Here is a 14388-nt window from a genome sequence, read left to right as displayed (position 1 = left end):
AGCTGATCAGATCGTAGGTTCTTGATTTAGTTCCATTGAATTACGCAACAAAGCCGTCTGGACTGTGCAATATCATTTTAAATATCATCTATTACTTTTGTTTATTATGGGCACTAATCTACCCACATAATAGACATCTACTTTTTAAGATGTCATTAAAGGTGACTTCTAGGCTGCAAATTCTCTCTTCTTATTGATGTAGGTTGAGATATGAACTTTATAAAAATCATTTTCCAGAAAATCTGGGCCGTTGTGATGGTCTTGATTAAATTCTGCCTGTTTATGGCGGTAATGTTTGCTGGTGCATGGGCTCTTGCACCGTTAGGCACTATCCATTCTAAAGACATCGACATGTCTCAATTCAACAATCATCCTAATGAAATGATGATGAACTTCTTCCAGATGGAGTACTTCTCTGGTTACTTGTTCTCGGTGACCATTGCTGTGGTATTAGCCGGTGTTTACGGCATGTGGCAGTTGCATGAACTGGGTGTGCATAAAGCAAAAGAACACAAAAGCGCTCACGTACAGATCGTTTTTGCACTGTCACTTTGCGGGCTCTTCATCAGCAAAACATTCTGGGTTATCGCCTTGGTTATCGCGCTAGCGAACTGGAAACATATTGGTCAATCACTGAGTGATGTCATTCGCCGTGGTGTGCAGCCTAAACAAGACGCGACCAATTCAGAGGCAGCCGCAGTCCACGTATCACCTGAAAAATCGGCAACAGAGCCGTCTCAAACACAACAGTCTCCAGTACAACCGTCTTCAGAAGCTCAGCCTTCAAAAGAACAGGCTTCAGAAGAAAAGACTCCAACAAAACCATCCCCTACAGAAAAAGAGGTCGCATAATGAAAGAGATGATGATTCCATACATCCTAATTGTATGGTCACTGTTTGCGACAGGCGCACTGAAGAAGAACTTCAAAAACTACACGTGGGCTGCCATTGGCGGCGTAACGATTCTTGCGGTATTGGCGGTTATTTCTCGCTTGTGGGCGCCGGTTGATTTAACGAACTCAACCACAGTAAAAGCACCACACGCGGTAATGTCGCCTGTATTTGGCCAACAAATTGATGAAATCCATGTTGACCACAACCAACGAGTAAAAGAAAACGATGTACTTTACACACTCGTCGACATTAACTCTGCAGCTGACAAAGCAAAGATCGAATCTGCCATTGTTAAGAAGGAAGAACAGATCAAGCAGATGACACGAGATCTTGAGCGTGCTGAAACATCACCGCAAATCTTTAATGCGCGTGATGTTGAGAAATACGATTCTGACCTACGTGTAATGAACGCTGAACTTAATTCATTGGTTGCCGATCTTCAAAAAGTGAACTGGGCGCAAGAGAAAAAGACGATTCGTGCTGAGTTTGATGGACAAGTCGCGATTGTCAACATTGCCGAAGGTTCAGTCATGGGCAACATGCACCTTTACAACACCAACAAGAAATTTTTAGAAATGCGAGTTTCTGACCAAACTTACGGATATGTTCAAAAAGGCGATTTCGCAGAGTTTTTCGTTGATGCATACCCAGGTCACGTGTTCAGAGCAAAAGTACACAGCTTCACAACCGGTACTGGCGAAGCGGCTATTTCTCCATTTCAAGGCCCACAGAGTGTTGGTCAACACGTTGTAAGAAATAGTAACGGATTAGGCCGTACCATCGTTCTTGAGATCATCGAACCAGAAGGTTTCGATATCCCAATCGGTGCGGCTGGTGCGGCTTGGATTTCTGCTGAGAAACCGCATCCGTTCTGGGGCTTTATTGATATTATCGGTGCAGCAACAGTTCGCCTGCAATCTTATAAGTCTTACTTAGGAGCTTGGTAAGCACTTAGATAATCGAAAATATTACTTTTAGTTCTTTAAGAAATGCCCTGGTTTTCAGGGCATTTTTGTATCTATCACAAACCAATCTTCCTAATTTAACCTTCGATATAAATCGAAAAATCAATATAAATAACAACCCAATCATCGTAAAAGCGATATATCGAAATACTATTAGCGTGTAGATAGCGACCTCTATCCTCTCTATTATTTGAGTCAAGAAATCCAATTCCTGTATCCAAATATAAGGTCACTATCATGACTAATACATTCAAAAAAATGGCTCTTCCTGTTGCTATCGCAAGCGCTCTATTTGCTTCTGGTTTTGCATCAGCAACACCCACTGTTGAAGCAGTATCAAAAGTAGGCCAAGAACTTCAAACGGCAAACGCAGCTCAATACCAAAACATCGATCTTGATGCACGCTACAAAAGCGAGGTTCTATTCGAACACAAGTCAAACATGTTCTGGGGTAAAGGCGAACGTATCCAGGTTGTTTCTAAAACGGGCGATTCTCTAGCTTACACTGCAGAATCTGACCACGTTCATCCAATCCTAACCAAGCATGGTCGTAAAATGGACCAAGCTATCATCCAAGTAGATGACAATATTTACCTTGGTTACGGCTTCGGTCTAGACACACCAGTCATGATTGAAGGTACTGACGGCATCATCATTGTTGATCCAGGCGAGTCAGTAGAAATGGCTCAATCGGTTAAAGAGCAGTTCCGTCAAATCACAGACAAACCGGTTAAAGCAATCATCTACTCTCACAACCACATCGACCACATCTCTGGCGTGCGTGCATGGGTTACTGACGAAGAAGTAGCATCAGGTGAAGTAAAAATCATCGCTGAAGAAGGCCTAACAGCTGCAGTGGCTAACTGGTCTTCAAACCTAGGTACTCTATTTGGTCACCGCACTTCTTACACAGGTGCTAAGCACGTAGAAGAAGGTGAGCACGGTACAGTAAATGACGGCCTTGGCCCACGCTTCATGCAAGGTGCTATTTCGTTCATCGAACCAAACCTGCTTGTACCAAGCCAAAGCCACATCGAAATCGAAATCGCTGGCGTGAAAATGCACATTGAGAACGTGCCATCTGAAACGAAAGATGAGTTAGTGGTTTACTTCCCAGATCAGAAAATCCTGCACGCTGCGGAAGTACTTCAAGGAGAGAACTTCCCTAATCTTCACACTATTCGTGGTACTAAATTCCGTGACCCATCAATGTGGTTCAAGGGCATCGACGTAATGCGTAAGTTCGACACTGAGATCATGATTAACTCTCACGGTCGTCCAGTTGAAGGTAAAGAAGCGGTAGCTGACGTACTAACGGCTTACCGTGATGCGATTCAATACACGCATGACCAAACTATCCGTTACATGAACAAAGGTATGACGCCGGACGAGCTAGTTGAAGTCGTTAAACTTCCTAAGCACCTTGCTGAGCACCCTTGGTTAGGAGAGCACTACGGTACCGTTGCACATGCTGTTCGTCAGATCTACGTTGGTTACAACGGTTTCTTCGAAGCAGATCCATGGCAATTAGAGCCAATGGCTTACGAGCAACGTGCTAAAGCGTTCGTAGAGATCATGGGCGGCCGTGAGAACATCCTTACGACTGCACAAGCAGCAATTAAGGCTGAAAACTACACATTTGCAGCAGAAATTCTTTCTTACCCAATCACGGTAAACAAGCAAGATATGGAAGCTCGCGAGATGAAAGCACAAGCTTACAAAGCATGGGCTGCAGACCAAGTGAACATCAACTGGCGTAACTGGGCGCTTAACGCGGCGGCTGAACTAGAGAACAAACGTGACTTCTCTAACATGATCAGCTTCGCTTCTGTTGACGTGCTTACTGCGCTACCAAGTAAGCAGATCTTCGACATGATGACTTCAACGCTTATCGCAGAAAACTCGTTAGACGTGAACATGATGCTAACGTACAACTTCTCTGATACGAACGAAGCATTCACTATCGAAATCCGTAACGGTATTGCTCAGTTACACGAAGAAGCAGTAAAAGGCGCAGACGTTCAAATCGACACCACTCGTGCAGTACTGAACCAAATCTTGATTGCGGGTCCAAACGCTCAACAAGTGATTGGTAGCAACCTACAGTCTGGTGCATTCAAGTTCTCGAACGGCGACATCAAAGGCTTCGGTCAATTCATGAGCTACTTCGATAAGCCAATGACTCCAGAAGAGATCATGCTAATCGTTCGTTAATTAGATATACACCAAGCAAAGGCATGCTAAGGATGGCGAGCCGATAACTTAGGGACCTATTGTGGTCCCTTTATCGTTTATTTATTGGTACAGTTCGCAACCTTCACTCAACAATCTCGATCTATTGTTGAAGTAAGAAAACTGCCCTAGTTCGTTTAAGGTTCACACATGCTAAAACGATTTGCTCTCATTCTTTCACTCACATCTTCCCTAACTTTCGCTTGTGGTCTTCACCAAGATACAGGATTTAGTTTAGTGACAGAGCCCGGTTCACTAGAAGTCTTTGGCAACGTCATCACAGCCAGACAAGACGATGAATTCAACAACCTCAATAAACCGGATCATTTTCGACTCTTTGCCATCAAGGCTGCGCTTGCGAAACCCCACCCAAGCAAAATTGAGTTCAACTTATTCGAAGCAATTAAAGGTCATTACAGCCAAGTTAAACTTGAGAAAGGTGTCGATGTGTCAGGTCGAGATACTTTGCCTACAGAGGAAGATCTATTACTGATTACGGAACTCGATGTGTTCGATGCGCTAGCTACTGGCACCATCTCTTGGGATCACGCGACACTAAACGGTTTGGTGATCATCAATGGCCCACAAGATAAACGAGAGCAACTTGAAGATTGGCTTAGTGATATTTTTGAAGGGTAGTTGGAATGAATTTAGTGAGAGAACAACGCCATAATCGAACCAGATACGGCTCGATTATGGGTAATTGAAGAGCAGTTAAATTGAAAAACAGTTACGCAGCTTGAGTCACTATGTTTTTACGCTGATTTTTAGTCATCAAATGATAAACCACAGGCACAAAGTAGAACGAGATAAGCGTGGTTAATACTGTACCGCCGACAATCGCGACTGCAAATGGAGGCCAAAAACCGCCACCAGCAATAATCAATGGCATAAAGCCACCAACGGTTGTAATCGTTGTCGAGCTGATATGGCGAGTACACGACATCACTGCCTCAACGACCGCGTCCACATTGCCTGATGAGGCTTGCTTATCGAGTTTCAATTCCGTCAGAATCACAATGGCCGCATTAATCGCTAAGCCTGCAATCCCAAGCATGCCGATGATCACCGTAAAGCCGAACGGATAACCGAAGATCCACACCGATAACAGCCCTAGCCCACCAGCCAATCCTGCTACCATGAAGATAATGCTACTCATTCGGAACGAGTTGAACGACATCACCACCACCAACACCATCAATACCACCACAACGGCGACATTCGAGATAAGGCTGTTGACTGAATTATCTCGTTCAGCGGATTCACCACCAAAACCAATCGTGTAACCCGATGGCATCTGATAGCTTTCTAGGCGTTTTTGGAATTCATTGAGCACCGTTTGAGGCAAGACACCCGCTTCAATGTAGCCCTCAATGGTATTCACACGTTGCCCATTTCGGCGGGTTATCGCGCCGCGACTGGTCGTCAATTCAAGTTCGGCCAGTGTCGATACGTTAATACCTGTCGAGTAGACATCTGAACTGATTGGCAAACGAATATTGCTTAAGTGAGCCAAGTTTTCACGCGCCTCATCTGCCACACGAACACGGATTGGTACCGACTCACTGCCTTCAATCACAGAACCACTTTCACGACCTGTCAGCGTAGTTTGCAGCATACCTGCGAACTGGTTCAATGAAATACCATTCAGCTTTGCGGTGTCTTCATCAACCTTCAACCACACCTTCGGCGTACCTGGTTGCAGCGTTTCCCTTGTGTGCGTCACATGAGGAACAGCCGCCAAAATCAATCGCACATCCTCACCAATCGCTTTCAACGTATCGAGGTTTTCACCATACACTCGCAGTTCAACGGGCGCGGTAAATGGAGGCCCTTGGTTAAGCTTACGTACCAAGATTTGTGCTTCCGGCACCTCTTCATCCAACACCTTTTGCAACTGTGGAATTAGCGCATTGGCTTGGTCAAAGTTCTCTGTTTTCACCATGGCTTGCGAGAAGTACGGCGCGTTATTTTGCCTCGCTTGCAGGTTGTAATAGAAGGATGGGAAGTTTGCACCCACCAGCCAATCGATACGCTCCACTTCAGGGTAACGATGAATGATATCGTCGATTTTTTCAGAGATGTTTTTAGTGGCATAAATGCTCGCTTGCGGCGGCATATAAACCTGAATCTCAAACATGTCTCGGTCTGATGGCGGGAAGAATTGCTCAGTCAGCTGAGACATACTCCAGTAACCGGTAAACGGAACCAACAACACCAAAGCAATCGTGATGATTGGATGCGTGACACCAAAGCGGACAGAAGATGAGAACCAGCGCGTCAAAGCCGGGATTCTCAAACCCGTCATGTACCAATGGTGCTGTCCTTTCTTGTCGACATCACTGAGTTGCTTGGGCAGTAGCTTGGTCGCCAATCCTGCGATTAAGGTGTGCGAGATAATGTAAGAGCCGATCAATGAGAAAGAAACGGTAATCGCAATACCACCGACAAATTCACCCGATGCTCCCGGCATCAAGATAATCGGGGCAAACGCCAACACGGTAGTTAAGGTTGAGCCTAATAACGGCACCCATAAATGCTTCAACGCATTCATGGTTGCTTCTGCTCGTTGTTGCCCTTTCAAACGATACGCCTGAATGGTATCGACCATCACCACCGCGTTATCAACCATGATCCCGAGCGCCACAATTAGGCCTGTCACCGACATTTGGTTAATCGGCACACCGGTCATTTTCATGATCGACAAGGTCAATAATGAGGTTAACGGCAGAGAAATGGCGACTAAGATCGCGGCACGCACGCCTAAAGTGACAAACAGAACAATCAAGATCAGACCAAAACCGATCATCAAGCTTTTGCCTAAATCGTCTAAGCGAGTCTCGGTATAACCTTGCTGATTAAACAGCACTGTCACCTTAACGTTACTTGGTAACTCTTGCTCAAATTTACCAATCAGAGCATTAGCTCGCGACGTCCAATTATCAACTCGCAGATCAGGATGCATTCTTGCCGCAACAATCACACCCGGCTCACCATCAATAATGGCAATCTGGTCTTGTGGGGTTTTCTCACCACGTTTCACAGAAGCAATGTCTTCCATACGGATGATGTGACCATTGCTATCAGTGGCTATTAGCACTTGCTTAATGCGTTCAATAGAATCGAGTTCAGATTTAATTTCTAAGCCAAAGCGAGAATAAGCACTCACTAACTCGCCGGCGGAGTTCTTGGCGTCTGCCCCTTCGAGCGACTCAGCAATATTGGCACTTGAACGCCCCAACGCGGCGGCATCGGCCGTACGTAAACTGATTTGAATCTCTTCTTGTGGCATCCCGTATTCATCAACGAATTCAGTACCCGACAAAGTTCTTAGTCGCTTAGCGAGTTCTTTGGCATAGCGCCCGAGTGTTAATCGGTCAGGTTCACCTGCACCAGACCAGGTTAGAGATGCGATAGTTGTGAAAGCATAGGTATGATCACTGTCGAGATCGGGAGAATGAGAGCCCGCAGGCAAAATGGATTCGATGTCAGATAGCTTGTCGCGAGCTTGAGACCAAACTGGCTCAGGCTCGGTGATGGTGTCATTCAATTCTAAGGTGACAATAGACACGCCCGGCCTTGAGGTTGAGCTCACGAGTTTAACTTCACTCAGCTCACGCAGCTTGTTCTCGATAACTTCTGTTACCAAGGTTTCAACACGCTCGGCACTGGCTCCGGGGAAACTGGTTGTGATGTTCGCGTAACGGTTGATGATTACTGGGTCTTCTGCACGTGGCAACGTCATGAACGCAGAAATACCACTCACCATCAGCAGTGCTGTCATTAAGATAAGCAGTCGAGTGTTGGAAATAGTCTCTATGATTTTCATGCTATTTCCTATTCAACAGTAACGCTTGCTGGCTTCACGGTTTGTCCAGGAACTAAACGATGTAAGCCACTGGCAATCACTTGTTCACCGTCTTCAATCGCCCCACTCACGTACGCTTGTTGATTGTTGGCAAACAACACCTGAACACTTCGGCGCTCAACTTTGTTGTCTTCACCAATCACAAAGATGTTCCACACACCGCGCAATCCATCAATCAAACCCGTTAATGGCACCCAGTAGCCTTGGTCATCAATCTGCTCATCAAATTTCAAATAGGCAAGTTGCCCTTCTAACACCGACGATTGTTCAGGAAACAAGTAACGCAAACCGACACTGCGAGACTGTGTGTCGACCATTGCGCCCGGATTCAACAGGCTCACAGCGAATTCATCTCGCCCGACGCGAATACTTGGGGCGGAAAGTGAAGTAACCTTTTTCATTTGATGGGCAGGAATACCGATAAAGGCTTCTTTCCCTTCAGAGGCAAGCAGTGTAAGAGTTGGATTCCCTACATTCACTACATCTCCAAGCGAGACAAAGCGTGTTGCGATGGTCCCTGAATATGGCGCACGAACTGTCGATTTCACCAGCTTCAATTGATTGCCTTTTACCGAGGCATCAATACGCAGCAAGTTCGCCTGCAATACGCGTTGCTCACTGGTCAACGAATCAATCTCAGCTTCGGCACTGAAGCCTTTCGCTTTCAATGAACGTTGACGTTTAAGGTTCGCTGCCACCAAACTCAATTGAGCTTTGACTTCTTCAGCCTGCGCTTTCAGTTGGCTAGACTCGGTTTCCAAAAGTTGGTTATCCAGTCTGATCAACGGCTGACCCGTTGTGACTGTGTCACCGACATCCACCAGAATCTCGTTTACTTTGCCCGCCAGTTCGAAACCTAAATTAGCCTGCTGACCCGCCTTAACCACACCCACATATTCACGCTGCACTGCATAAGAGGAAGAGAGCGCCAAGGCCATCGTTTCCACGGTTAAAATGGTTTGGACGCTCGATGCCGTTTCAGCGGTTGAATCAACCGACTCTTGGGCTTGTTCCTTTTCGCCACATCCAACAAGAAAAGCCGACAACGCCACTGCCACTGCGCTTCCCTTCATCAATTTATACATACGTACTGTTCCTATGCGGTACTCAATTATGTTCTTTTTTTAGACTAACCAAATCAAACTAGACTGTCTAGTTTGATTGTGTTAAAAATAAGTTTCATCGTTAATGATTGATAAAAGCATCACAAAAAGCATAATGCTTAGCGTAAAACGAGACACATAGAACTGAGCACCAACAGGCGCTAAGCAACGAGACAAACTAGGTAACGAGAAGCAAGCACGTGACTAAAATCATCAAGAGTGAACAGAAGAGATCGCAGATCTTAACCGCAGCCAGCCAACTTTTCTCTGAACATGGCTTCAAGATCAATATGGATCAGATAGCCAAAGCAGCGAACGTTTCTAAGCAAACGGTCTACTCTCACTTTAAAAACAAAGACGAACTTTTCGAAACCTGCATGCAAACCAAGTGTGCGGAGCGAGAACTCAGTCCTGCAGCCTTTGATATGGATGCTGCGGTGGGTGATGAGTTGGTGAAGTTTGGTGTGAAGTTTCAGGATTTATTACTTGATGAACAATCTAGACAAACCTTTCAAAATGCCATTAGCCAAGCGAATACGCATCCAGAGATCGCCTCTATCTATTTAGAAACTGGGCCTCAGAAAACCACCAAATTACTTGCTGATTATTTGCAGTCGAAAATAGATTCTGGTGATCTCACACTGTCGACATCAAGCTCGCCAGTCATTGCAGCCAGACAACTGCTGCTTATGTTCCATGGTAAGTCAGCGTATTGGGGATTCTTCGGACACGATAGCGGAGAATCTGAAGAAGAAAGACTTCACTACACTCGCGAGTGTGTCGCGCTATTCTTAAACGGCAATCAGCCTCGTTAATCGTTCAAGGTTCATGTCGCCGTTAGCTCGCATTTGAAACTGACTCAAGAAGTAACTCATAGAAACGTTTAGCAGCAGGGCCTGTCTTGGCTCCTTTTGGTAAAGTCAGGTGCAGCGGAACGTGATACCCACTGCCATTTTCGACATTCAACACAGTGAGCTTGTCACTTCCTCGGCTTTCAACAATGTGCTTTGGTAGTCGACAATACCCGACTCCCTGCTCTACCGCGCCAAACGCATGGTCGAAATTATCCACCGTAATACGCTGACTCGACTTCAACCAACCCACATCCTGTTTGTTGCCTTGGCTTTTAGTGCCTTGATTAGATCGTGTACCTAAATCTCGCACCACAATTTGCGGCAAAGACGACAGTTGATTCAACGACACTGAAACGGCACTTACTAACGGATGTGAGCTAGCAACTACTGGCTCCATCAGCGTAAAACCAAAGGCTTCGGCTGAGTAGTTAGTAATAGGCAAGTTGATGATAGCCACATCAGCCAGTTCTTGAGTCACCATTTCCGTTGTTTTAGACAGGGATGTTTCAATCACTTGTATCGATGTGGTGTTGTTCTCCGTCAAAAATGCAGCCATCGGTTGATAAAGGCGTTCAAGGCAGCACAAGTGATCAACAGCAACCACAATTTCAGACTCAACACCTTTCGCTAGCTGTTCACTGATCAACTCTAGCTCGCGAGCTTGTTCCAACATACTGCTTGCACGGCGCAACAGTGATTTCCCCTCCTCCGACAATACCGCCCTACGACCTTCAACCTGCACTAAAGTCACGCCTAATTGGTCCTCCAATTTTCTCAGCGCATAAATCAGCGTGGTATGGCTCTTGTTCAATTGCAGTGCCGCTGCCTGAATACTGCCTGCGCGGTCAATCTCGTAAAGGGTTTGCCATTGGTCGAGGGTGGTTTTCAATCTCATTGGTCTAAAATCCTGACAGTTAATAACTATATTATGAACTTTTCTGTCTGTTTTTTACAGGTAATATCTATTTCAACAGGCAATCAAGCCTCCTATGTTTTGCGAAATGACCATGAGTCTCAGCGCAATACCAAGTAACTGTTTGGAGAAATAACCATGAAATTATTACAAGTTGATTTTGAATTTAGCGGCCCATTTGGTGAAGAGATGTCAAACGCACTCGTTGACCTAGCAAAGTCTATTAACAACGAACCGGGTATGATCTGGAAAATCTGGACAGAAAACGAAGCTGAAAGACTGGGCGGTGGTGTCTATCTTTTTGAAGACCAACTCAGTGCAGAGGCTTACCTAGCGATGCATAGCGCTCGCTTAAAAGAGATGGGTGTTGAAGAAGTGCGTGGTGTGATTTTTGACGTCAATCAGCCATTAACTACCATTAATAAAGGCCCAATCAACGGTTAATCAAACTTGTTCATTCGCTGAATGACAACAAAGATACTGAATAGCTAAGTAATAAATAGAGAGAGATATACGTAATGAACAACAAAACTTTTCTTAGCCTACACGGCATTATTTACGCAGGGTTTGCCATCGCACTGTTTTTTATCCCAACGGTAATGTGGCCCATGTACGGCGTAGAGATCAATGATAAGTACGCGTACTTTCTCTCTCAACACACCAGTATATTTTTGGGTGGTATCGCTGCAATAAGCTGGCTGCTTAGAGACATTGAACCTGGCTTGTCCGCTAAAAAGCTCATCCAAGGCTTGGTGGTTACAAATATGCTCGGCGCCATCATCACATTGTATGCGGCATTTACAGGAATATTTGTTGGCTTCGGCTGGAGTGATCCGGCGTTCTTCCTTTCACTATCGGTGCTCAGCGTGTTGCAGGTTCGTCGACAAGGCTAGTTCATACAAAACCAAACCAAACCAATAAAAAAGGAACAGATGCACTCATCATCTGTTCCTTTTTCTCAATCAACTGTCGTTAACCTAGCGCGCTCAGCTTATTTACCGTGCTCAACGTAAATCAATTCATCAGTATTGAAGCCACGCTCTTTAGACATCGCTTTGAACTTCTCCATCACTCCTGGTGCAACCTCTGGTGTTCTTGAAAGTAACCACAAGTAGTCGGTATCTGGGCCCGAAACAAACGCATATTGGTATCCCTCTTTGTCCAATTCAAACACCACATAAGCGCCGTAGAAAGGGCCAAAGAAAGACACTTTCAAATAGCCTTGTTCGCTGCCTTCAACAAAGTACGCCTTGCCTTCCGCCTCATTCCATTCGCCATCTTCCGCCGAATAGCCGCGGTTAATCACCTTAACGCCACCATCATCACGCAAGCTGTATTCCGCGCTGATGTTATCTAAGCCACGCTCAAACGAGTGGTCTAAACGAGCCACTTCGTACCATTTGCCCAAGTATCTATCCAATTCAAACTGTTGAACGGGCTTTACTGTTTCAGGCATGCCCACGCAACCACCCAATAGAATCACACTAAGCAGCAATAATATTTTTTTCATCCTAACCTCGGCTTGTTTTTATTAGTAATGCGAGTAAGCCTTGTGAAAACATAAACTTACATCCTTGGTAATACGTTAAATCCATTTTAAAGTTCACCTAACTGTAATTTATTCAGAATCTTATGTGAATTGTTTAGTCTGTGAATGAATCAATGGTGTTTCATTGATGCTCGATATTGAGTCGGAGTCACCACAAAATATACGGCAAGTTAACTTAATCAGGAGAGCAACTATGGACACTTTATTATTAAAAATCCGCGATATGATTCTTACCACTCGCTTTCTATACTTACTAAACAGTGGAACATGGAATAAATAACAATGAACAATAAGCTCACTTTGCCACGCACTGCATGGATTGCATTATTCGCTAGCCTAGTCTCTGTGCCATCGGCTTTTTCTCAAAGCCTAACCGCAGACCAGATCTTTACCAATGCCGACATATATGGGCATCGCGAGTCAGACTCGATCGTTACCCATAAAGGCAAGATCATCTTCATCGGTGACCACACTCAGGCGCAATCTTTTCAAGGTCAGAGTACCGATGTCATCGACTTGGAGAATGCCTTTGTTTTGCCGGGGTTCATTGATAATCATAACCATGTGTTTGAAGCCGCCTCAGAGCTGGGTGGCAATTGCGAACTAGACTCTGAAGCCACATTAGAAGAGCAAATCCCTTACTTAGAAGCGTGTAAAATCAATGCCGAAACCAATGGTTGAGGCTGGCTGATGGGTTATGGCTTTTCTTTGGAATCGACACTCGACAGCGACTCTGAATACACACCACTTGAGATTATCGACAGCATCTTCCCTGATCGTCCCGTGGTGCTTATGGAGCAAACCTCTCACTCGATGTGGGTCAACTCGAAAGCCTTAAAAATAGCCAGAATCAGCCAACAATCTCCTGACCCACAAGGTGGCGCTTATTTAAAAGACCAAGACAGCGGCAAGCTCAATGGCATCTTATTAGATAACGCTGGCGACCAAATTATGGAGATGGCGTGGAACAGCCAAAGCGAGCTCTTTGAACAAAGCTACCAAGGGTTAATGTTCGGACTTGAAGAAGCCGCTGCGCACGGCATTACCACCATTGGTGACGGCCGGATGTATTGGAAACGAGGTTGGTACGACGTTTGGCTAGAAGCGGAGCAAAACCAAGATTTGACGGCTCGCGTGTCATTACGCCCTTGGGTTTACCCATCAATGGCGATATCCTCTCAATTAGAAGTCTTCAAGAAGATGTATTCCGATGATGAAAGCCGTCTGTTGCTCGTTGATCAGGTAAAAATGTACAGCGATGGCATCTTCATTAACGGTACAGCAAAAACACTCGCGCCCTATTTAGATACCTATCTGCCACAGTCTCCCAATGGCCTAAACTACATTCCACCAGCACAGATGAAAGAGTGGCTAACCGCGCTCGATAAAATCGGTTTTAGTGCGCACATTCATGCGATTGGTGATGGTGCCGTTCGTGAATCTCTTGATGCGATTGAAAGCGTGCGTAAACAGGGTTCGCAAAAGCCTTATACCCTCACTCACGTAGAGTTAATCAATGATGAAGACGTTCCCCGCTTCAAGCAGCTCAATGTCTCGGCGGACTTCCAAGTCGGTTCCGATTACGTAGCCAAGCATCAACACCAATGGGCCGAAGCTTTCCTTGGTGCTCGCAGTGCCAAAGCCATGATGAACCTAGACGCGATACTCAAAACCGACGCCAATATCACCTTGAGCAGTGACTGGAACGTACACGACATCAACCCTCTAGTTGGAATCGCAAATAGCTTAATCATGGGTAAAACAGGCCTCACTGATATCTACACAGCTATCGACGCTTACACGCTCAATGCAGCAAAGAGCCTTGGTATCGAAGACGTAACAGGTTCTATTGAGGTTGGAAAATCAGCGGACTTCGCGATTCTCGACCGAGACATCACCACAGTATCGGCAAGGCAAATAGCCAAGACTCAGGTGTTGATGACGGTGTTGCGAGGAGATGTGGTTTTCGAAGGCGCTGCTTTCAAAGACATAAATTAGCAAACCAACGTT

The 14388-nt window shown here is 45.5% G+C and carries 11 protein-coding genes and 1 pseudogene; 8 read left to right on the top strand and 4 right to left on the bottom strand.

Going from position 1 to position 14388, the window contains the following annotated elements; genetic code table 11:
* Positions 1-210: 210 nt before the first annotated feature.
* From ACED28_RS01220 to ACED28_RS01205, 4 genes are all read left to right on the top strand, one after another.
* Entirely contained in the window at positions 211-852 is a 642-nt protein-coding gene (locus ACED28_RS01220; protein WP_371709107.1) for a magnesium transporter, read from the top strand.
* Positions 852-1841 carry an efflux RND transporter periplasmic adaptor subunit gene (locus ACED28_RS01215; RefSeq protein ID WP_371709106.1) on the top strand — a complete coding sequence of 330 codons (990 nt, stop codon included), beginning with the start codon at positions 852-854 and terminating at the stop codon, positions 1839-1841. The genes ACED28_RS01220 and ACED28_RS01215 overlap by 1 nt, the downstream gene beginning before the upstream one ends.
* Before the next feature lie 255 nt (positions 1842-2096).
* Positions 2097-4073, top strand: coding sequence for an alkyl sulfatase dimerization domain-containing protein (locus ACED28_RS01210; RefSeq protein WP_102257821.1), 1977 nt, complete (start codon positions 2097-2099; stop codon positions 4071-4073).
* Between the two features lie 168 nt (positions 4074-4241).
* A complete protein-coding gene (locus ACED28_RS01205) occupies positions 4242-4730 on the top strand; it encodes a hypothetical protein (RefSeq protein ID WP_012604429.1) in 489 nt (162 codons plus the stop codon).
* 91 nt (positions 4731-4821) lie between these two features.
* Here ACED28_RS01205 and ACED28_RS01200 read toward each other — a convergent pair whose 3' ends face one another.
* Positions 4822-7920, bottom strand: a complete 3099-nt coding sequence (locus ACED28_RS01200; RefSeq protein ID WP_371709105.1) for an efflux RND transporter permease subunit — start codon at positions 7918-7920, stop codon at positions 4822-4824.
* An 8-nt stretch (positions 7921-7928) separates the two neighbouring features.
* Entirely contained in the window at positions 7929-9044 is a 1116-nt protein-coding gene (locus tag ACED28_RS01195) for an efflux RND transporter periplasmic adaptor subunit (protein ID WP_371707344.1), read from the bottom strand.
* A 218-nt stretch (positions 9045-9262) separates the two neighbouring features.
* Here ACED28_RS01195 and ACED28_RS01190 point away from each other — a divergent pair, with 218 nt between their 5' ends.
* Entirely contained in the window at positions 9263-9877 is a 615-nt protein-coding gene (locus ACED28_RS01190; protein ID WP_004736309.1) for a TetR/AcrR family transcriptional regulator, read from the top strand.
* Positions 9878-9899: 22 nt separating this feature from the next.
* Here ACED28_RS01190 and ACED28_RS01185 read toward each other — a convergent pair whose 3' ends face one another.
* Positions 9900-10811 carry a LysR family transcriptional regulator gene (locus ACED28_RS01185; protein ID WP_371709104.1) on the bottom strand — a complete coding sequence of 304 codons (912 nt, stop codon included), beginning with the start codon at positions 10809-10811 and terminating at the stop codon, positions 9900-9902.
* A gap of 156 nt (positions 10812-10967) precedes the next feature.
* Between ACED28_RS01185 and ACED28_RS01180 the strand changes: the two genes are divergently transcribed.
* Positions 10968-11273, top strand: a complete 306-nt coding sequence (locus tag ACED28_RS01180) for a monooxygenase (RefSeq protein ID WP_012604433.1) — start codon at positions 10968-10970, stop codon at positions 11271-11273.
* 74 nt (positions 11274-11347) lie between these two features.
* Positions 11348-11722 carry a hypothetical protein gene (locus ACED28_RS01175; protein ID WP_009847186.1) on the top strand — a complete coding sequence of 125 codons (375 nt, stop codon included), beginning with the start codon at positions 11348-11350 and terminating at the stop codon, positions 11720-11722.
* Positions 11723-11820: 98 nt separating this feature from the next.
* Here ACED28_RS01175 and ACED28_RS01170 read toward each other — a convergent pair whose 3' ends face one another.
* A complete protein-coding gene (locus tag ACED28_RS01170) occupies positions 11821-12339 on the bottom strand; it encodes a lipocalin family protein (RefSeq protein WP_017101593.1) in 519 nt (172 codons plus the stop codon).
* Positions 12340-12660: 321 nt separating this feature from the next.
* Between ACED28_RS01170 and ACED28_RS01165 the strand changes: the two are divergent.
* Positions 12661-14376 (top strand): annotated as a pseudogene (locus tag ACED28_RS01165) (amidohydrolase).
* Positions 14377-14388 lie beyond the last annotated feature (12 nt).

It is taken from the genome of Vibrio sp. 1F253 (genome assembly GCF_041439295.1).
GTDB lineage: Bacteria > Pseudomonadota > Gammaproteobacteria > Enterobacterales > Vibrionaceae > Vibrio > Vibrio tasmaniensis_A.
This window is presented reverse-complemented; position numbering and strand designations above follow the sequence as displayed.